At 67.6% G+C, this 20,370-nt stretch carries 15 protein-coding genes; 7 read left to right on the plus strand and 8 right to left on the minus strand.

Features of this window, described 5'->3' with window-relative positions:
• Nucleotides 1-78: 78 nt before the first annotated feature.
• Entirely contained in the window at nucleotides 79-2,055 is a 1,977-nt protein-coding gene (cysN, locus tag EO139_RS06505; protein ID WP_126969803.1) for a sulfate adenylyltransferase subunit CysN, read from the minus strand.
• Nucleotides 2,055-2,963 (minus strand): sulfate adenylyltransferase subunit CysD, encoded by a 909-nt coding sequence (cysD, locus tag EO139_RS06510; protein ID WP_104583683.1) that lies wholly within the window; start codon nucleotides 2,961-2,963, stop codon nucleotides 2,055-2,057. Before cysD ends, cysN begins: the two co-directional genes overlap by 1 nt.
• Nucleotides 2,964-3,143: 180 nt before the next feature.
• On the opposite strand from cysD, the gene EO139_RS06515 reads away from it, so the two are divergent.
• The 3 genes from EO139_RS06515 (at nucleotide 3,144) to EO139_RS06525 (ending at nucleotide 7,528) form a co-directional block, all read left to right on the plus strand.
• The gene (locus EO139_RS06515; RefSeq protein WP_126969805.1) at nucleotides 3,144-4,991 is read left to right on the plus strand and encodes an assimilatory sulfite reductase (NADPH) flavoprotein subunit; all 1,848 of its coding nucleotides are present in this window, start codon (nucleotides 3,144-3,146) and stop codon (nucleotides 4,989-4,991) included.
• Between the two features lie 108 nt (nucleotides 4,992-5,099).
• The gene (gene cysI, locus EO139_RS06520; RefSeq protein ID WP_126969807.1) at nucleotides 5,100-6,806 is read left to right on the plus strand and encodes an assimilatory sulfite reductase (NADPH) hemoprotein subunit; all 1,707 of its coding nucleotides are present in this window, start codon (nucleotides 5,100-5,102) and stop codon (nucleotides 6,804-6,806) included.
• A complete protein-coding gene (locus EO139_RS06525; RefSeq protein WP_104583686.1) occupies nucleotides 6,803-7,528 on the plus strand; it encodes a phosphoadenylyl-sulfate reductase in 726 nt (241 codons plus the stop codon). Before cysI ends, EO139_RS06525 begins: the two co-directional genes overlap by 4 nt.
• 129 nt (nucleotides 7,529-7,657) lie before the next feature.
• Here EO139_RS06525 and EO139_RS06530 read toward each other — a convergent pair whose 3' ends face one another.
• From EO139_RS06530 to EO139_RS06540, 3 genes are all read right to left on the minus strand, one after another.
• Nucleotides 7,658-9,196, minus strand: coding sequence for a PepSY domain-containing protein (locus tag EO139_RS06530; protein ID WP_126969809.1), 1,539 nt, complete (start codon nucleotides 9,194-9,196; stop codon nucleotides 7,658-7,660).
• Entirely contained in the window at nucleotides 9,196-11,199 is a 2,004-nt protein-coding gene (locus EO139_RS06535; RefSeq protein ID WP_164739770.1) for a TonB-dependent receptor, read from the minus strand. Before EO139_RS06535 ends, EO139_RS06530 begins: the two co-directional genes overlap by 1 nt.
• Nucleotides 11,200-11,394: 195 nt before the next feature.
• Nucleotides 11,395-11,829: a DUF2946 family protein gene (locus EO139_RS06540; protein ID WP_126969813.1), complete on the minus strand. Its 435-nt coding sequence runs from the start codon at nucleotides 11,827-11,829 to the stop codon at nucleotides 11,395-11,397.
• Nucleotides 11,830-12,113: 284 nt separating this feature from the next.
• On the opposite strand from EO139_RS06540, the gene EO139_RS06545 reads away from it, so the two are divergent.
• Nucleotides 12,114-13,310 (plus strand): GAF domain-containing sensor histidine kinase, encoded by a 1,197-nt coding sequence (locus EO139_RS06545; RefSeq protein ID WP_104583689.1) that lies wholly within the window; start codon nucleotides 12,114-12,116, stop codon nucleotides 13,308-13,310.
• Nucleotides 13,311-13,855: 545 nt separating this feature from the next.
• Here EO139_RS06545 and EO139_RS06550 read toward each other — a convergent pair.
• Entirely contained in the window at nucleotides 13,856-14,137 is a 282-nt protein-coding gene (locus EO139_RS06550) for a hypothetical protein (RefSeq protein ID WP_104648890.1), read from the minus strand.
• Between the two features lie 787 nt (nucleotides 14,138-14,924).
• Nucleotides 14,925-15,908: a LysR family transcriptional regulator gene (locus tag EO139_RS06555; protein ID WP_126969815.1), complete on the minus strand. Its 984-nt coding sequence runs from the start codon at nucleotides 15,906-15,908 to the stop codon at nucleotides 14,925-14,927.
• A 163-nt stretch (nucleotides 15,909-16,071) separates the two neighbouring features.
• On the opposite strand from EO139_RS06555, the gene cobA reads away from it, so the two are divergent.
• From cobA to EO139_RS06570, 3 genes are all read left to right on the plus strand, one after another.
• Complete coding sequence (gene cobA, locus EO139_RS06560) at nucleotides 16,072-17,277, plus strand: uroporphyrinogen-III C-methyltransferase (RefSeq protein WP_126969817.1); 1,206 nt, start codon at nucleotides 16,072-16,074, stop codon at nucleotides 17,275-17,277.
• Between the two features lie 16 nt (nucleotides 17,278-17,293).
• Entirely contained in the window at nucleotides 17,294-18,253 is a 960-nt protein-coding gene (gene cysK, locus EO139_RS06565) for a cysteine synthase A (protein ID WP_126947582.1), read from the plus strand.
• Between the two features lie 383 nt (nucleotides 18,254-18,636).
• Nucleotides 18,637-19,176: an O-acetyl-ADP-ribose deacetylase gene (locus EO139_RS06570; RefSeq protein ID WP_024938170.1), complete on the plus strand. Its 540-nt coding sequence runs from the start codon at nucleotides 18,637-18,639 to the stop codon at nucleotides 19,174-19,176.
• Between the two features lie 163 nt (nucleotides 19,177-19,339).
• On the opposite strand, the gene EO139_RS06575 is transcribed toward EO139_RS06570, so the two are convergent.
• Nucleotides 19,340-20,344 (minus strand): class I fructose-bisphosphate aldolase, encoded by a 1,005-nt coding sequence (locus tag EO139_RS06575; RefSeq protein WP_104583694.1) that lies wholly within the window; start codon nucleotides 20,342-20,344, stop codon nucleotides 19,340-19,342.
• Nucleotides 20,345-20,370 lie beyond the last annotated feature (26 nt).

The raw sequence follows: 20,370 nt of genomic DNA on the forward strand, positions 1-20,370 counted from the left end.
GCCGCCATGGAGTTGACAGAAAGGGCGTGCTTTGCACCATGACCAAAGACCCTTGCTGTCGTCGGCGCGATGCGCTGGTCAGCGTTCCAAGTCGAGGAACTCGAGCACATGGCGCGCCAGCGCCTCCACGTTCTCACCATCGGCGTGAAGATGGATCTCTGGCGCCTCCGGTGCCTCGTAGGGCGAATCGATGCCGGTGAAGTTGGGAATCTGCCCGGCCCGTGCCTTGCGGTACAGCCCCTTCACATCGCGCGCCTCGGCGACCGCCAGCGGCACGTCCACGAATACCTCGACAAATTCCCCGTCGTCGAACCGCTCGCGCGCCAGTTGCCGCTCGGCACGGAACGGCGAGATGAAGCTCACCAGCACGATCAGGCCGGCATCGGCCATCAGCCGCGCCACCTCGGCCACGCGGCGGATGTTTTCCACCCGGTCTTCGTCGGTGAAGCCCAGGTCGCGGTTGAGCCCGTGGCGCACGTTGTCGCCGTCCAGGATGAAGGTGTGATAGCCCAGCGCATGCAGGCGCTTGTCGACCAGGTTGGCGACCGTGGACTTGCCCGCGCCCGACAGGCCGGTGAACCACAGCACGCGCGGGGTCTGGCCCTTGATGCGCGCGCGCGCGGCGCGGTCCACGTCCAGATGCTGCCAGTGCACGTTGCCTGCGCGGCGTAGCGCAAACTCCAGCGTGCCGGCGGCCACGGTGGCATTGCTCTGCCGGTCGATCAGGATGAAGCCGCCCAGCACGCGGTTGCGCGCATACGGCGAGAACGCGATCGGCTCATCCAGCGCCAGATTGCAGTAGCCCACCTCATTGAGCTCCAGCCGCTTGGCGGCCAGCCGCTCCTGCGTGTTCACATCGACCTTGTGCTTGATCTCGCTGATGCTCGCGGTGACCGTGCGCGTGCCGATCTTGAGCCAGTACGGGCGGCCCGGCAGCAAGGCCGCATCGTCCATCCACAGCAGATGCGCGGCGAACTGGTCGGCCACTTCCGGCGGGTCGTCGACGGCGGCAATGATGTCGCCACGGCTGATATCGATCTCCTCGCGCAAGGTCAACGTGACCGCCTGGCCGGCGCGTGCGCTGGCCACCTCGCCGTTGGCATCCAGCACCGAAGCCACCTGCGTGCGGCGCCCGGACGGCACCACCACCACGGCATCGCCCACGCGCACCTGCCCGGCCGCGATGGTGCCGGCATAGCCACGAAAGTGCTGGTGGGGACGATTGACCCACTGCACCGGCAGCCGGAAGCCGCTACCGGCTTCCGGCGCCTGCACGTGCACGGTGTCGAGATGCTGCAGCAGATGCGGGCCGCGGTACCAGGGCATCCGCGTCGATGGGCTGGACAGGTTGTCGCCAGCCAGTGCCGACAACGGAATGCATTGCACATCGGCAATGCCCAACTGTGCGGCCAGCGCGCGATAGCCCTCGACGATGTCGGCAAACACCTGCGCGTCGTAGTCCACCAGGTCCATCTTGTTGACCGCCAGCACCACGTGGCCGATACCCAGCAACGACACGATGTAACTGTGCCGGCGCGTCTGCGCCAGCAGCCCCTTGCGCGCATCCACCAGCACCACCGCCACATCGGCGGTGGAGGCACCGGTGGCCATGTTGCGCGTGTACTGCTCGTGCCCGGGGCAGTCGGCGACGATGAACTTGCGCCGGTCGGTATCGAAGTAGCGGTACGCCACGTCGATGGTGATGCCCTGCTCGCGCTCGGCGGCCAGCCCGTCCATCAACAACGCATAGTCGATCCCTTCGCCCTGCGTGCCATGCCGGCGGCTATCGCTCTGCAGCGCGGCAAGCTGATCGTCGAACAGGCGCTTGCTGTCGTACAGCAACCGCCCGATCAGCGTGCTCTTGCCATCGTCCACACTGCCGCAGGTGATGAAGCGCAGCAGCGGCTTGGATTCGTGTTGATGCAGGTAGGCGCCGATGGCGCCGGGAATCGGGAGTCGGGAATCGGGAATCGCAAAGGCGTCCTCCTCCGTCGTAACGTCTGCAGCAAACTGCTGTTGCGAATCCCCAATCCCCAATCCCGATTCCCTGCCCATCAAAAATACCCCTCAAGCTTCTTCTGCTCCATCGACGCACCTGGCGCATGGTCGATCATGCGGCCCTGGCGTTCGGAGCTGGTGCTGACCAGCATTTCGGCGATCACCGCTTCCAGCGTGTCTGCGGTCGATTCGATCGCGCCGGTCAGCGGATAGCAGCCCAGCGTACGGAAACGCACCGAGCGCAGTTGCGGCGTCTCGCCCGGGTGCAACGGCAGGCGGTCGTCGTCGACCATGATCCAGGCGCCGTCGCGCTCCACCACCGGGCGCGGCGCGGCGAAGTACAGCGGCACCACCGGGATCGCCTCGCGGTAGATGTACAGCCAGATATCCAGCTCGGTCCAGTTGGACAGCGGAAACACCCGCACGCTTTCACCGGGCCTGGTGCGCGCGTTGTACAGATTCCACAGCTCCGGGCGCTGATTCTTGGGGTCCCAGCGATGCCGCGCATTGCGGAACGAGAACACGCGCTCCTTTGCGCGCGATTTCTCCTCGTCGCGGCGCGCCCCGCCGATCGCCGCATCGAAACCGCCCTGCTCCAGCGCCTGCTTCAGGCCCTGGGTCTTCATGATGTCGGTATGTACCGCCGCACCGTGGCTGATCGGGCCGACGTCCTGGGCGATACCGTCGGGGTTGATGTGCACGCGCAGGTCCACGCCGGTCTCGGCCGCGCGGCGGTCGCGGAAGGCGATCATCTCGCCGAACTTCCAGCGCGTGTCCACATGCAGCAGCGGGATCGGTGGCGGCGACGGCGCGAAGGCCTTGAGCAGCAGGTGCAGCAGCACCGAGCTGTCCTTGCCCACCGAATACAGCATCACCGGGGCCCGGAATTCGGCGGCGACCTCGCGCAGGATATGGATGCTTTCGGCCTCGAGCCGATCCAGGTGTGACAGGGGCAACAGGGTCATCGGGGTGTCGTGGGCGTCGGCGGGGCAGACCAGCCGATGGTAGGGCAAGGCGCCGCAGTGTGTGGCGCCGGCCGCCCGCACCCAAATAAGCGGCCGGCATAACGCGATAACGGCTCATCCTTTCTGGCCGCGGCAACGCATCCCTAACATCGCTGGTCTCATCAACCGCCCTGGATCCGAATGACCGCCGCCAGTTCCGCGCTACCGCCCAGCCCCTTGCCCGACGAGCGCAAGGCGCTGCTGGAACGGTTGGTCGACGGCCTGGATGCCGCGTCGCTGTGGTGGCTGTCCGGCTACACCGCCGGCCTGGCGCAGGGCCAGCCGCCGCGCTCGCTGGCGGTGCTGCCGGGCGGGCAGCCGCATGCGCCGGCGCAGGAGAGCCAGCGCCTGACCGTGCTGTACGGCAGCCAGACCGGCAATGCCCGCCGGGAAGCCGAGCAGCTGGTAGCCGAGGCCGAGGCCGCCGGCCTGAGCGTGCGCCTGCTGCGCGCCGACCAGTACCCCACCCGCGAGCTGGCCAGCGAGCGGCTGCTCTACGTGGTCATCAGCACCCAGGGCGAGGGCGACCCACCGGACGATGCGATCGGGCTGGTGGAATTCCTGGCCAGCCGCCGCGCGCCCAAGCTGCCCGAGCTCAAATACGCGGTGCTGGGCCTGGGCGATTCCAGTTACGCGGAATTCTGCGGCATCGCCCGCCGCATCGACGACCGTCTGGCCGAACTTGGCGCCAGCCGCGTGCAGCCACGCGGCGAAGCCGATCTGGATATCGACAGCGTCGCTGCGCCCTGGCGCGCACAAGCGCTCAAGCACGCACGCGAACAGCTCAGGAGCGGCCCGCCATCGGCCACCATCACGCCGTTGCGCAGCAGCGCGGCAGCGCCGGTGTGGTCGCATCAGCAGCCCTTCCCCGCCGAATTGCTGGCCAACCAGATCGTCAGCGGGCGCGACTTCAAGGGCCCGCGGTTCCGCGTCTATGCCGTGCCGAGCAAGCGCGTGCGCCATCTGGAATTTTCGCTGGAAGGCAGCGGGCTGAGCTACGAGCCCGGCGATGCGCTGGGCGTCCGCCATCGCAATCCGCCCGCGCTGGTGGATACGGTGCTGCAGACGCTGCGCCTGGATGGCCATGCCGCGGTCACCGTCGGCGAAGAGACGCTGGCCTTGCACGAGTGGCTGGCCACCCGACGCGAACTGACCAAGCTGTCGCGGCCGCTGCTGGCCGCCCATGCCGAGCGTGCACGCGCCGACGAGCTGCAGGCGCTGCTCACCCCGACCCAGACCGCCGGCCTGGCGTCACTACTCGCCGATCACCAGCTGATCGACGTGCTGCGACGCTGGCCGGCGGATTGGGACCATGCCAGCCTGCTGGCCGCGCTGCGTCCGCTCACCCCGCGCCTGTACTCGATCGCCTCCAGCCGCAAGCGCGTGGGCGAGGAAGTGCACCTGGTGGTGGACGAACTCACCTACCAGGCGCACGGGCATGCGCACCTGGGCTCGGCCAGCGGCTTTCTTGCCGCACTGCGCGAAGGCGATACCGCGCCGGTCTACATCGAGCCGAACGAGCGCTTCCGGGTGCCGGCCGATACCGATCGCGACATCCTGATGATCGGCCCGGGCACCGGCGTGGCGCCGTTCCGTGGCTTCGTGCAGGAACGCGCCGAAACCGGCGCCAAGGGCCGCAACTGGCTGTTCTTCGGCGCCCAGCATTTCAATACCGATTTCCTCTATCAGGCCGAATGGCAGCAGGCCTTGCAGCGCGGCGAACTGCACGCGCTGGAAGTCGCGTTCTCGCGCGACCAGGCGGAAAAGATCTACGTGCAGCATCGCCTGCGCTCGCGCGGCGCCGAGGTCTATGCCTGGCTGCAGGGCGGCGCGCACCTGTACGTCTGCGGCGCCATCGGCATGGGCAAGGATGTGCACGCCGCCCTGCTCGACATCGTCGCCACCCACGGCGCCCTGGATGCGGAAGCCGCCGCGGCGTATCTCACCCAGCTGCAGGTGGAGGGGCGGTATGCGCGCGATGTCTATTAGGGCCGGGAATCGGGAGTGGGGAATCGGGAATCGGTACAGCCCGCAACTGAATTCTCCCGGCAGACCAAGCCGCTTCTTACGATTCCCCATTCCCGACTCCCGATTCCCATGACCCACTCCGTCGAAGACATCAAATCCGAAAGTCGCCGTCTGCGCGGGTCGCTGGAACAGAGCCTGGCCGATGCGGTGACCGGGGCGTTGCGCGAGGACGATCAGACCCTGATCAAGTACCACGGCAGCTACCAGCAGGACGATCGCGATATCCGCGATGAGCGGCGTCGGCAAAAGCTCGAACCGGCGTATCAGTTCATGATCCGCACGCGTACGCCGGGCGGGGTGATTTCGCCCACGCAATGGCTGGCGCTGGATGACATCGCCACGCGGTACGCCAATCATTCGCTGCGCATCACCACGCGCCAGGCGTTCCAGTTCCATGGCGTGATCAAGCGCGAACTCAAGGCGACCATGCAGGCGATCAATGCCACCTTGATCGACACGCTGGCCGCCTGCGGCGATGTCAATCGCAACGTGCAGGTCGCCGCCAATCCACTGCTGTCGCAGGCGCATGCCACGCTGTATGCCGATGCCGCGCGGGTGTCCGAGCATCTGTTGCCCAATACCCGGGCGTATTACGAGATCTGGCTGGACGAAGAGCGCGTGTCCGGCTCCGGCAACGAAGAAGAACCGATCTACGGCGACCGTTATCTGCCGCGCAAGTTCAAGATCGGTTTCGCCGCGCCGCCGCTCAACGATGTGGACGTGTTCGCCAACGACCTGGGCTTCATCGCGATCCTGCGCGAGGGCGAGTTGCTCGGCTACAACGTCAGCATCGGTGGCGGCATGGGCGCCAGCCACGGCGATGCGGAAACCTGGCCGCGCGTGGCCAATGTCATCGGGTTTGTCACCCGCGATCAGTTGCTGGATGTCGCCACCGCCGTGGTCACCACCCAGCGCGACTTCGGCAGCCGTGCGGTGCGCAAGCGCGCGCGCTTCAAGTACACCATCGACGATCATGGCCTGGACACCATCGTGGCCGAGATCGAACGCCGTGCCGGCGTTGCGCTGCAACCTGCCAGGCCGTTCGCGTTCGAGCACAATGGTGACCGCTACGGCTGGGTCGAGGGCGACGACGGCCTGTCGCATCTGACCCTGGCCTTGCCGGCCGGGCGCATCGCCGATACCGACACCGCCGCGCATCTGAGCGGCCTGCGGGCGATTGCGCAATTGAACGTCGGCCAGTTCCGCATGACGCCCAACCAGAACCTGGTCATCGCCGGGGTGCTGGCCAGCGAGCGCGCACGCATCGATGCCCTGGTCGCCCAGTACGGCCTGGATGCCGGCAATCGCGCGCCCACCGCGCTGGCACGCGGCGCAATGGCCTGCGTGGCGCTGCCGACCTGCGGCCTGGCGATGGCCGAGGCCGAACGTTACCTGCCCGACTTCAGTGCGGCGTTGCAGCCGGTGCTGGAACAGCACGGACTGGCCGACACCCCGATCGTGCTGCGCCTGTCCGGCTGCCCGAATGGCTGCTCGCGCCCGTATCTGGCCGAGATCGCGCTGGTGGGCAAGGCACCGGGCCGCTACAACCTGATGCTGGGCGGCGATCGCCGCGGCCAGCGCCTGAACACGCTGTACCGCGAAAACATCACCGAAGCGGACATCCTCGCCGCGCTCGAGCCGCTGCTGGCGCGTTATGCGGCCGAACGCGACCAGGCCGGCGACGAAGGCTTCGGCGACTTCCTGCACCGCAGCGGCCTGATCGCGCTGCCGCCCTATCCCACACACCGTCACCTCGACCTGGAACTGCTCGCATGACCGCGCTGCCCGCTGCATCGATCACTGCATCCGCGCTGGACGACCTGGACGCGCTCAACGCGCAGCTGGAAGGCCTGCACGCCGACGAGCGCGTGGCCTGGGCACTGCAGCACGGCCCGCAGGAGGCAGCGCTGTCGTCCAGTTTTGGCGCGCAGTCGGCGGTCACCTTGCACCTGCTCACCCGGCAGCGCCCGGACATTCCGGTGATCCTGGTCGATACCGGCTACCTGTTCCCGGAAACCTACCGGTTTGCCGACGCGCTGGCCGACCGGCTCAAGCTCAATCTCAAGGTCTACCGCCCGCTGGTCAGCCGTGCCTGGATGGAGGCGCGCCACGGCCGCCTGTGGGAACAGGGCATGGTCGGCATCGACCAGTACAACAACCTGCGCAAGGTCGAGCCGATGCGCCGCGCCTTGGACGAGCTCAACGTGGGCACCTGGTTCACCGGCCTGCGCCGCAGCCAGTCCGGCGGACGTGCACAGACGCCGATCGTGCAAAAGCGCGGCGAGCGCTACAAGGTCAGCCCGATTGCCGACTGGACCGACCGCGACGTGTGGCAGTACCTGCAGGCGCACGACCTGCCGTATCACCCGCTGTGGGAACAAGGCTACGTGTCCATCGGCGACTTCCACACCACGCGCCGCTGGGAACCGGGCATGCGCGAAGAAGACACGCGCTTCTTCGGGCTGAAGCGCGAGTGCGGCATCCACGAGGACATCTGAGCACCACGCATCGCGCGCTCGTTACGAAGCTTGCATGCACCACCATGCGTCGAGTTTCCCGATGCACCCACCGCCGAGCGCGTCCCTGCCTCGGCGAGTCCGCGGTGCATTGAGGTGACGCGCACGTGCTCATGGCGCGGGAACACGCGCCTGATTGCGCTGCATCCAGTAGCGATCCATCACCCACATCAGCACCAACGACACCCCAACCAGCGGGAAGATCAGCCCGCAGATCGCCAGCAGCACCAGCAGACCGCGCAGCGTGCGCGGATCTGCCGGCAACGGCGGCACGCCCAGGCCGCCGACCGGGCGACGTTTCCACCACATCACCGCCGCGCTCACGCACAGCAGCACGATCGCCGCGCACGCCAGCAACAGGATCAGCTGATTGGCCGTGCCGTATTGCTGGCCCAGATGCACGTTGATGCCCCATTCCAGCGCGCGTCCGACCGGCCCGTAATCGCGATAGCGCATGTCCAGCAGCACCGCGCCGCTGTACTGATCCAGATGGATCACGCGCTGGTGCTGCAGGTCGGCCGGATACACCGAAGCGGTGTACACGCCGGTGGCGCCACGTGGCGGCGAGACGCTGTAGCCCGGCACGATGCCGAGTGCGTCGAAGCGCGCCATCGCCGCATCCAGCCCGATTGCACCGCGACCCGGCGCTGCGACATGACCGGTGCCGCCGTGGGCGGCATGTTCCGACTGCACCGCGTGTTCTGACGGGCTTGGCTGTTCCGCGTGTTCCGCGTGTTCCGTGTGTTCCGCATCCGCCAGCGTCACACCCGCCCGCCCGTCATGCAACCCCTCATCCACCCCCACGGCTCCACGCCCAGGCACCACAGATTCCGGCACGCGCGCCTGGCGCAACGACCACGCCGGGTCGGTCGTCTCGGACAAGCGCTGTTGCGACATCGGCTGCTGCACCCGCAGACCGGCCGGGTAGCCGAAGTCCTGCCCGTTGACCCAGCGATTGACCTGCGCGCCCCACAGCCACGACCATGGCATCCCGGTCAGTGCCAGGAACAGCAACACAGCACCGACGCCCGCGCCGGTGACCGCATGCAGATCGCGCCAGAACAGCCGTTGCGCGGGCTTGCCGCGTACGCTGACCACCCCACCGCGGCGCCCACGCGGCCACCACAGATACACGCCGGTGAGCACCAGCACGATCGCCCAGCCGGCCGCCATTTCGATCAACCCGCGCGCGGACGGCCCGACCAGGGCGAGACTGTGCAGCCGGCGAATCGTCCAGGCCAGGGTGCCATGCTCGGGCAGCGTGCCAAGCACGCGCGCGCGGTAGGGGTCGACATACACCACCTGCCGCGCACCGTGCGTATCGACCAGTCCGATCTCGGCGCTGGCATCGGCGCGGCTGGGCGTGGTGTAACGAAACAGGATGCCGCCATACCTGCGCTGCGCCGCATCGACCAGGCGTTGCGCTGGCGCCCGCACCTCGCCTGCCGGCACGACCTTCAAGCCGTGGTGCACGCTGCGGTCGATCGCATCCTGGTACAGAAACGCCGCACCGGTCAGCGCCAGCCAGACGATGAAGGGCAACACCAGCAAGCCGGCATAGAAATGCCAGCGCCACACCGCGCGATAGAAGCGCCAGCGGCCACCCCGGCGCGGCTCGGTGACGCTGTCATCGACCATGATCGCGCGCATCAGAAGCTCCAGTCCCACGACAGCGACAGCGCACGTCCATCACCAGGCGAATAGCCGGAACTGCCTGTGTCGTACCACGCGTAGACGTAGGCGCGATCGGTGACATTGCGCAGCTGCAGGCTGAGCGCATTGCGCGCATCCACATTCCAGCGCGCGCCCAGATTGAGCAGGGCGTAACCACCGGTGCGGCCCAGCGTATTGCTGCGCTCCAGATAATAATCGCCCTGCGCAGTGCCCCAGGCGCTCAGCTGCACGGCCGCAGTGAGTTGCCACTCCAGCCCGGCGGTGGCCAGCCAGTGCGGCACGTTCTCGATCTCCTTGCCGCGCGTGGCCGGCGCACTCGGGTCGGGCGTGGCGATGCTGGCCTTTTGCCGCGCATACGACATCCAGGCCCGCCAGTGTTCGGCCGGCTGCAGGTTCAGTTGCGCATCCCAGCCGCGGCGCAGCGTGCGCCCGACATTGGCCACATCGCCGGCACCGGCCACGCCATTGACACCCAGAATGGTGGCCACTTCGCCGGAGGCGCGTTGCTCCCAATACGCCAGGCGGCCGTCCATCACCGCCGATGGCGCGAACTTGAAGCCGGCTTCCCAACCGTCGTTGATCGACGGGCCCAGATTGCCGGGCTGACGCCGGTACGCACCATCGCCGCTGCCGATCTGGAACGTCCGCCCCCAGTTGGCGTACACGCTGCCTTGCCCGCCCAACCGGTAGCTGGCACTGAACTTGGGCTGCTTGATGGTGCCGTAGTCGTAGGTCGGTGCGTAAATACCGGCACGCACATCGTGCAGCTGCCCGGCGACGCGGTCGATGCGATAGCCGGGCACCAGCTGCAGCCCCTCGATCGGCGTCAGCACCGCCTGCACATAGGCGCCGCGCGTGCGCAGGGCGTACTCCCAGTCACGCAGTTGCGCACCCCGCACCCGTGCCACGGTGCGGTAACGCTGCGACTGATTGTCCTGCCACTGTGCGTCCACGCCGGCTTCGAGATTGGCCGCCAGCGCGCCCCAATCCGGCTGCCAGTTGCCGCGCAACACCAGGCCGCGGTGGGTTTCGTCGGTATCGCGTTCCTGCTGCAGGCCGGCGGCGGAAAAGCGCACCCAACGCCGATTGCGGTAGTCGTTCTGGTAGGCCTTGACGCTCCACTGCGCAGCGGCACCCAGTGTGCCGTCCGCATGCAACGCGGTCTGCCGCAGCTGGCGTTCGCTGCGGTCGTCCTGCGCATAGCCCGGCGAACTGCGTGGCGCCGCGCGCGCAGTGGCTGCATCCAGATAACCCGCCTCCAGCGCATGATTGTCGTAGTACCGCGTGGTGAGCCCGGCACGGAATGCGCCACCGGGGTCGGTATAGAACCACTTGCCGGCCACGCTGCGTTTGCGCGCGTCGGCATGCTCGCGATAGCCATCGGAGTCGCGCCAGGCCAGCACATAGTTCTGGCTCCACGCGCCCTGTTCGAAACCCTTGCCCAGCTGCACCTCGCGCGCACCGAAACTGCCGGCCGTCACGCTCAGCCGGCCATCGTTGCCGCCGGTACGGGTCAGCACATCCACACTGCCGGCGATCGCATGCAGACCGTAGCGCGCATCGTTGGTACCGCGCACGATCTCGATCGCGCTGATGTCCTGCGGGAATACGGCATCCAGATACGGCATGCCGCCGGCGTTGTCGTTGCTGGGGATGCCGTCGATCAGCAACTTCACCGCATTGATCCGCCCCTCGCCATTGAAGCCGCGGAACGAGAACCGCCCCGCGTCGGTGCCCATGCGGAACTGGGTGACCTGCATGCCGGGCGCGCGCATCAGCAGCTCCCAGCTGTAGTCGACATGCTGATCATGCAGCAGCTCGCCTCCGATCACATCCACCGAACTCAGCACGCGTGCCGCGCTCGGGCTGCGCTGCGGCTGCGCGTTCACCTGCACCTTGCCCAGGGTCAATGCCGCATCCTGCGCCTGCGCATCGCAGGCAGACCCACACACCAGCGCCAGCGATGGCGCGCACCACAGCGTTTTCAATAATCGCAACCACATGACCATCCCTTTGCCGTGCCGGCACGGCAACACCGCCGTGCGCCGCGGCATGACGGCGGGCACAGGCATCACTTCAGAAAGACGGGGCGTCCGTGCAAGTGCGTGCAGGCGTGCCAGACGATCGGGCACGCAATCGCTCCACCGCAGCGGACGCCCGCAATGGGGCCAGACTCACGCGTGCAGCGGCGGCCCACGTGCCCCGAGTGCGGCCCAACGCACCATCGTTGCCGGGCGTGCCTGCCGGTGCACCGGCGCCGGCGCCGGCAGCCGGTGCAGCAGGGACAACACCAACAGCGCCAGCCACGGCAGCAGGCGCGCGGCCAGCACGCAGTAATCGCAGGCTTCGCCGTGGGTGGTGGCGTGTTCGCCGGTGTGCGGCTTGTCTGGCGATGCAGCGAGGTGATGCTGATGCGCGGGTGCCTGTGCCGGCAGGGCCTGATGATCCGCATGCAGCGAACCGCCCGCGTCCAGCACCGGCCCGCTCATGCACATCGGCTCCACCGACGGCGCCTGGCTCCAGCGGCTGATCAGCGGCGCCACCAGCATCAGCAGCACTGCCAGACAGGCAAGCAGATGCAGGCAGGGGTGGCGACGGAGCGAGGGCATTGCGCGAGTGTAAGCCGCCACATGCCGCGGGGGCGATGGTGGCGGCCGGTGCGCGACCGCATGTCGCACCCGCCGGCACCGCTCACCCTGCCCACCACAAGGGCCGATGGCGGAGTCCACGCCCGCCCCCGAACCGCGCCGACACACGGGGCAACCGTGGAAGGCCATGCACGGCGGTTGTCGAGGCCGGTAGTCACAGTTCCGGCAGTGGACATGACAGCGCCTACGTGGCCGGCCCTGGCATGCCCTATGCTTGCACATCACTCCAGTCATCCTGCGCGCGCATGAGCACCGTCCTGTCCGATCAAGCGGCCGAGCCCCTTCCCTGCGCTGCCAAGCCGCCGAGCGAGGCATTGCGCCTGCAGGCGCTGCGCAGCTACGGCATTCTCGACACGCCGCGCGAGGCCGCGTTCGAAGACATCACCAGGCTGGCCTCGATCATCTGCCAGACCCCGATCGCGCTGATCAGCCTGGTGGATGCCGACCGGCAGTGGTTCAAGAGCGAAATCGGCATGGGCGAGCGCGAAACACCGCTGTTCAAGTCGATGTGTGCGCATGCGTTGCTCGACAGCGACGTGCTGGTGGTCCCGGACACACGCCAGGATGTGCGCTTCGCACGCAATCCGCTGGTAACCGGCGAGGCACCGCTGCATTTCTATGCCGGTGCCGTGCTCAAGACCAGCGAAGGCCTCCCGCTGGGCACGGTCTGCGTGCTCGACCGGCAGCCGCGCCAACTCAGCGACGAACAGGTCGATGCGCTGCGCGCACTGGCGCGCCAGACCATGGCGCAGCTGGAGCTGCGCCGCGCGCTGCAGGTGGCCGAAGAGTCTGACCGCTACCGCAGTCGCCTGATGGCCATCGCCGGGCACGACCTGAAGACCCCGCTGCGTACCGCCGCCTATGCCATCGACAAGATGCGCCGGCATGCCAACGTCGATTCCATCCCGACCCTGGTCACCGCGCGCGATGCGATCAATCTGGTGGCACGCAACCTCGACGAGCTGGCCACCCTGGCCGCCGCCAGCGAGACCGCCTCGCCGGATCTGCAGCCGCTGGCACTGGAAGATGTACTGCATGCGGTGCTGGGCGTGTGGCGGCAACCCGCAATCGACAAGTGCCTGGCCTTGCGCCATGTACCCACCTCGCTACGCGTGCGCAGCCATCCCACGCTGTTGACCACCTTGCTCGGCAACCTGATCGGCAATGCGGTCAAGTACACCGAACGCGGGCGCGTGTTGGTCGGCGTCCGGCGGCGCCCCGGCCATGCGGTGGTGGAAATCATCGACAGCGGCATCGGCCTGAACCTGGACCACCCCGAACAGGTGTTCCAGGCCTTCCGCCAGGCCGACCCGCGCAGCGACGGGCTGGGCATCGGCCTGTGGATCGTGCACCGCACCGCCGAAACCCTGGGCTGCGAAGTGGATGTGCGCCCCCGCCCAAGCGGCGGCACCTGCTTTTCGGTACGCATCCCGCTGGCCTGACAACGGCGCTCGGCAGCGCCGCGCCAGACCGCCGCCACCGCGCAGCAGATGGCGCTGGCTTGCTGGCGCTGCGCAGACCGGCACGCTCCGGTCGATAGCGCAAAAAAAAGGCGGACCCGGGCTCCCGACCCGACTCCGCCGCCAAGCACGCCAGGTCTCTCCCCAGGGACCCGGGTGCGCCGGTCGTTCCCGTGCGCAGCCTCGCGCAACGGTGCTGCGACAGCGCTGGCAACCGCTTGACGACACCGACAAACAGACCGGCCATGCGATGTACCGCATCGCCGGTCCCGCGCCGTCCACCCCTGGACGTTCGAGAGTGTCGCGTCATGGTTGCTACAAGGATTTACGACAGCGCAGCGCCCAACTTGATGCGGCCAGACCACACCGCCGCGGCCACCCTGACACCTGTAGGGAGAATCACTGACAGCATGCATTCCAGTCAGCGCAGGTGATTGGCCAGGCCATTGATAACACGATGGTTTTTCCGGAAAGCGGGCGCTGCGGCGCAGCATTGCGATGGCTTTCGCCGATTACCGTCAACCGTCTCAATCCTCCGAATCGGCCGCATCCTGGCGTGCGAACCAGTCCGCCGAATGCACCTCGTCTGCCGCAACCTCCAGCAACTGGCGCAACACCGCCAGCGGAATCTGCACCTGGGTGCCATCGGCCTGCACTGCCACCCAGAGCGACTCGTCCCGGGCATCAGCCAATACCGTCAGTACCGCATGCTCGCGTCCCTCGATGCTTGCCGACAGCTGCAACGCCATGCCGCCATCCTGATCGGGTAACCACAGCCGGCTCAGTGGTGGACGCAGGGGCTCGGTCATCGGGTTCAGCGCCTCACAGTGGCGAACGGGGAGCGCGTGCAGTCAACCGGGTCGGCACACCCTGCACGCAGACCGCAGTGTACGAACTGTCGCCATCGATTCCGAACACCGACAGCCAGCATGATGCAGTTGCACAGTTGCTACATGGACGTACTTGCGGCATGTCCCATGCCGGTACGCGCGCAAGCGCCCGCAGCCGACACCGGCAGCCATCGCCTGCGGGGGCGATCGATGCGCGGTGGCGCAACCGGACGCGGCATCACGCCTCAACTCGTCACCGCAGCTGACTGGCAGGCAATGCCCCTGCTTTACCTGCAGCCACCGACAACACCCGGTGGTGCTTGCGCGCGTGCCGGTGTGGGACCTTGAGCGGCATGGATGCCGCGCCAGAGCCTACATGGACGTACTTGCGGCGTGTCCCATGCCGGTATGCGCGCAAGCGCCTTTCAGTGACCGAAGTATTCGTACAAGACCGTGCAAAGGTGGGTGCGGGAATGGCCTGTGCGCTGCACCTTCACTCCTCACGTCCGCTGATAGGCAAGCAATGCTTTCGCTTCTCCTGCAGCCACCGACACCAATCGGTGGTGCTTGCGCGCGTGCCGGCGTGGGACCTTGAGCGGCATGGATGCCGCGCCAGAGCCTACACGGACGTACTTGCGGCGTGTCCCACGCCGGTACGCGTGCAAGCGCCCCCAGTGACCGAGGCATGCTCACAAACCCCGCAGACGTCGCGAGCAAGCCCGTGAGCAAGTCTGGTCGACGTGCGGTGCAGCCTTCGACAGGCGGTTCAGCTGGTAATGGTCTGGGTCAGGGATTCCCAGGTCGGCGGCAATGGCCAGGCCGGGGCCTGGTTGCCGTCCAGCACGCGGCGCAGGTCGCGCTTGTCGATCTGCGGCGCCAGCACATGCACCAGGTCCAACGCGTAGTCGCGTAGCACGCGGTCGCGCGGCAGCACAGCCCAGGCGATGCACTCGGCGATCGGCGCCGGTGCCGGCCAGGCGCGCAGGTCCTCGTCGCTGGCGCTGACCGCCATCTCCGCCACCAGGCCAACGCCGAGGCCGGCGCGCACATAGGTCTTGATCAGGTCCGCATCCAGCGCGGTCAGCGCGATGCTCGGCTCCAGCCCGACCTGCGCGAACGCGCGCTGCAGCGAGGAGCCGGGCCGCGTGGAGGATTCGTAGCTGATCAACGGATGTTGCGCCAGGGCCTGCATGTCCGGCGCGGCACGTGCCTGGTCCAGTGGATGGCCGCGCGGCACGATCACCAGCCGACGCCAGCGATACAGCGGCACCGCGATGCCGGCGCTCGGTTCGCCACCGGCGGTGCTGACCACCGCGATATCCGCATCGCCCTGGCTGAGCAGGTCCAGCGCCGCGCTTTCGGCGGCCTGCTGCAGATGCACGCTGACCTGCGGATAGGCGTGCTTGATCTGTGCCACCGCCGGCGGCAGCACGAAGCGCGCCTGGGTATGGGTGGTGGTCAGGGTCAGCTGGCCCTGGCTCTCGCGGCGCTGGTTGGCCGCATAGGTGCGGATGTTGTTGGCTTCCGACAGCACCAAGCGCGCGCGCTCGATCACTTCCACGCCGGCCGGTGTCACCGCATCCAGGCTGCGCCCCTTGCGCACGAACAGCAGAAAGCCCAGCTCGTCCTCCAGCTGCTTGAGCTGCTTGGACAGACCGGGCTGGGTCGCATGCACGCGCGCGGCCGCGAGCGTGATGTTGAGCTCGGCATCGGCGATGGCGACCAGATAACGAAGTTGGGTCAGCGTCATGGGCTTATATCCAAAAAAGCGCGAGGCGCCACGAGGAACTCGACTGTAGAGGAGTTCTGCAGGCCAGCTTATAACCGAACGCTATTTTCAGGGTGTATGAAGTCATTTCCGACGGCTATATGCCGGCGTTACGGTCTGGCCCTCCCCTCTCGATGCGCTGTCCGTGCCCTCTGTGTTCCCGCTTCTTGCCGACCTGCGTGGCCGTGCCGTCCTGGTGATCGGCGGCGGCGCCGAGGCCGAGCACGCCACCGCCGCGCTACTGCAGGCCGGCGCACTGCCGCTGGTGGGCGCACCTGAACTCAACCCGCAGCTGCGCGCCTGGGCGCAGGCCGGGCGGCTGCGCTGGCTGGTGGGACCGTTCGAGCCGACCTGGCTGGACCTGCCCGATCAACCGGTCTGGCTCACCATCGCCGCCAGCACTGCGCCCGACCTCAACGACGCGCTGCACGCCGCGGCCAGCGCGCGGCGCCTGCTCACCCACGACGCCGCACCCGCCGCTTCGGACGCCCAACCTGCGCGGTCGCCGGCGCCCCACACCAGGGTCGGCCAGCTTTCCCCCGGCAGCGTGACCCTGGTCGGTGCCGGCCCCGGCGACCCCGGCCTGCTCACCCGGCATGCCCTGCGTGCGCTGCGCCAGGCCGATGTGCTGCTCTACGATCGCCTGGTCAGCCCGCAGATCCTGCAACTGGCCCGGCGCGACGCCCTGCGCGTGGAAGTCGGCAAGGCCGCCCAGGGCCACAGCACGCGCCAGGAACAGATCCACGCACTGATGCGCGAGCACGCGCGCGCCGGGCGCCGCGTGGTGCGGCTGAAGGGCGGCGACCCGTTCGTATTCGGCCGCGGCGGCGAAGAGCTGGAATTCCTGCGCGCGCACGGCATCGGCTTCCAGGTCATCCCCGGCATCACCGCCGCGATCGCCTGCGCCGCCTACGCCGGTATTCCGCTCACCCATCGCGACCATGCCCAATCGCTGCGGCTGATCACTGCGCACTGCAAGGATTCGCTGGACACACTGGACTGGCAGGCGCTTGGCCAGGAACGCCAGACCCTGGCCTTCTACATGGGCGTGGCCGGCCTAGAGGGCATCCAGCAGCGCCTGCTGCAGGCAGGTCGCGCGCCGACCACCCCGTTCGCGCTGGTGGAAAACGGCTCGCGCCCGCAGCAACGCGTGATCACCGGCACGCTCGCCGGCCTGGCCGCCACCGCGCAGCAGCACGCGGTGCGTGCGCCAGCCCTGCTGATCCTGGGCGAGGTCGCCGGGCTGGCCGCCAGCCTGCACTGGTTCGGTGCCGCGCCGTTGGGCGCGCCCCCGCCCCCGCACTCACCCATCGCAACGCCCGACGCGCCCACACTCGCCCACGCAGCCTGATTCCGACGGAGACCCCATGGCCCTGTACGACAACATCCTCGACACCATCGGCCGTACCCCGGTGGTCAAACTCCATCGCCTCGCTCCGGAACACGTGACCTTGTACGTCAAGGTCGAGTCGTTCAATCCAGGCGGCTCGGTCAAGGACCGCCTGGCGCTGGCGATCATCCTCGATGCCGAACAGCGCGGCCTGCTCAAGCCCGGCGACACCATCGTCGAGGCCACCTCCGGCAATACCGGCGTGGCGCTGGCGATGGTGGCCGCCGCGCGCGGCTACAAGTTCGTCGCCACGATGGTGGAAACCTTCTCCATCGAACGCCGCAAACTGATGCGCGCCTATGGTGCCAAGGTGATCCTGACCCCGGCGGCCGAGCGCGGCAGCGGCATGGTGCGCAAGGCCAGGGAACTGGCCGAGCAGCATGGCTGGTTCCTGGCCAGCCAGTTCGCCAACCCGGCCAATCCGGCCTACCACCGTAACACCACCGCCGCGGAAATCCTGCGCGACTTCGCCGGGCTCCGGCTGGACCATTTCGTCACCGGCTGGGGCACCGGTGGCACGCTCACCGGCGTGGGCGAAGTGCTGCGCGTGGCCCGCCCGGAAGTGCGCATCACCGCCACCGAGCCGGCTGGCGCTGCGCTGTTGCAGGGCCAGGACTGGAAGCCGCACAAGATCCAGGGCTGGACCCCTGACTTCGTGCCGGAAGTGCTCAACCGCGAGGTCGCCCACGAGGTGCTGAGCGTGGAAGACACCGACGCAATCACCGTGGCGCGCCGCCTGGCCGCCGAAGAAGGCATCTTCACCGGCATCTCCGGCGGCGCCACCGTCGCCACCGCATTGCGCGTGGCCGAAGGCGCGGCGCCCGGCGCAGTGGTGCTGGCGATGCTGCCCGACACCGGCGAGCGCTATTTCTCCACGCCGCTGTTTGCCGACATCAACGAAGGTTCCGACGACGATTGGCTGGCCGGCCTGCCCTGATCGATCACGTCGTTGGTTTGCACGCACAGGCCGCGCCCATAGCGCGGCCTGTTTGCTTGTGGGTCCACCCAGGCATCGCCCCTGGCCTTCTGCGGTATGCGATTCCGTTGAAGAAGCGCGTCTGGGTGACGAATTCAGCCGCCACTACAGCGCCTGTTGCGCGCGCGTGCGGCGCCGGCCGTAAGCGCGCGACCGTCGGTAATACGGCTGGTCGGCGATTGAGCCGATCGATCGCATCGGGGTGTTCTCAAGCCTCCCTTGGCGCAACCGCCACAGCCGTTTCCGGCAATCGCAGCGGGTGAGATGAATGGGCGATAGCGTGCCCGTTCCGCGACGCGCGCCCCATCACGCGTTCCTCATGCAAATCCCATAATTATCTCGCTATGAAGATCGAAGTCTGGCAAGGCGACATCACCGAACTCGACGTTGACGTCATCGTCAACGCCGCCAACGAATCACTGCTGGGCGGTGGCGGCGTGGATGGCGCCATCCATCGCGCAGCCGGCCCGCGCCTGCTGCAGGCCTGCGAGGCATTGCCGCAGGTACGTCCGGGCGTGCGCTGCCCCACCGGCGAAATCCGCATCACCGACGGGTTCGACCTCAAGGCGCGGCATGTCTTTCATACCGTCGGCCCGGTCTGGCGCGATGGCAAGCACAACGAGCCGGAACAACTGGCCAACTGCTACTGGCAATCGTTGAAACTGGCCGAGCAGATGATGCTGCACTCGATCGCGTTCCCGGCCATCAGCTGCGGGATCTACGGCTATCCGCTGTACCAGGCCGCACGCATCGCCGTGACCGAAACCCGCGACTGGCAGCGCTCGCACAAGGTGCCCAAGCACATCGTGCTGGTGGCCTATAACGAAGCGACGTTCAAGGCCTACCAGCAAGCCCTGGCCGCGCAGGAAACCGCTGCCGCCTGACGCTCGCGATGCAGAAGGTAAGGATGACGAGCGCCGCGAGGCGCTCGTTGCATTTTGGCAGGTACGCAGGCGCAGCGCGGTCCACGCAAACAAGAACGCCGGCATCGCTGCCGGCGTTCTCTTTGCTACGTTCGATCCGGCCGCAAGGCGGCCGACACGGCGATCAACCCTTCCACTTGCCCAGTGCGGCCAGGCCGTTTTCCTTGGCGCGCTCATAGATGATCTGCTGCGCCTTGGCGACGTTGCCGGTCATGTCCTTGGCCCACAGCTTCAGCGCAGCCTGCTGCATCGCACGGCCATACGAGAAGCTCAGCGGCCACGGCAGGTTGCCGAGCTGGTGCATCTCGTTGAGGTGGGCGGTGGACTGCTCGTCGGTCTGGCCGCCAGACAGGAACACGATGCCCGGCAGGATCGCCGGCACGGTCGACTTCAGGCACATCACGGTGGACTCGGCCACTTCCTCCACGCTGGCCTGCTCTTCGCAGCCCTTGCCGGAGATGACCATCGAGGCCTTCAGGATGGTGCCTTCGAGCACGACATTCTGCTCATACAGCGCGCCGAACAGCGAACGCAGCGTGGCTTCGGTGACTTCGTAGCAGGTCTCGATGTCGTGGTTGCCGTCCATGATCACTTCCGGCTCGACCATCGGCACCAGGCCCTGCTCCTGACACAGTGCGGCGTAACGCGCCAGCGCGTGCGAGTTGGCCTCGATGCAGGTGCCGGAGGGGATGTCTTCGCCGATGTTGATGACCGCACGCCACTTGGCGAAGCGTGCGCCCAGCGTGTAGTACTCCTCCAGACGCGCGCGCAGGCCGTCCAGGCCTTCGGTGACCAGCTCGCCCGGCATGCCGGCCAGCGGCTGCGCACCCTTGTCGACCTTGATGCCCGGGATGATGCCGTGGGCGGTCATGTACTCGGCGAACGGCACGCCGTCCTTGGTCTTCTGACGGATGGTCTCGTCGAACAGGATGGCGCCGGAGATGTAGTCGCTCAGCTTGGGCGTGGTCAGCAGCAGTTCGCGATAGGCGCGACGGTTTTCTTCGATGTTCTCGATGCCGACGCTGGCAAAACGCTTGGCGATCGTGCTGGTCGATTCGTCGATGGCGATGATGCCCTTGCCCGGGGCGACCATGGCCTGGGCGGTTTCGGCAAGCTGTTCGATGCTCATGTAGTTCCTGTGGCAGCTGCGGGGGA

Origin of the sequence: Xanthomonas sp. BRIP62411 (assembly GCF_003993525.1) — a bacterium.
Lineage (GTDB): Bacteria > Pseudomonadota > Gammaproteobacteria > Xanthomonadales > Xanthomonadaceae > Xanthomonas > Xanthomonas euroxanthea.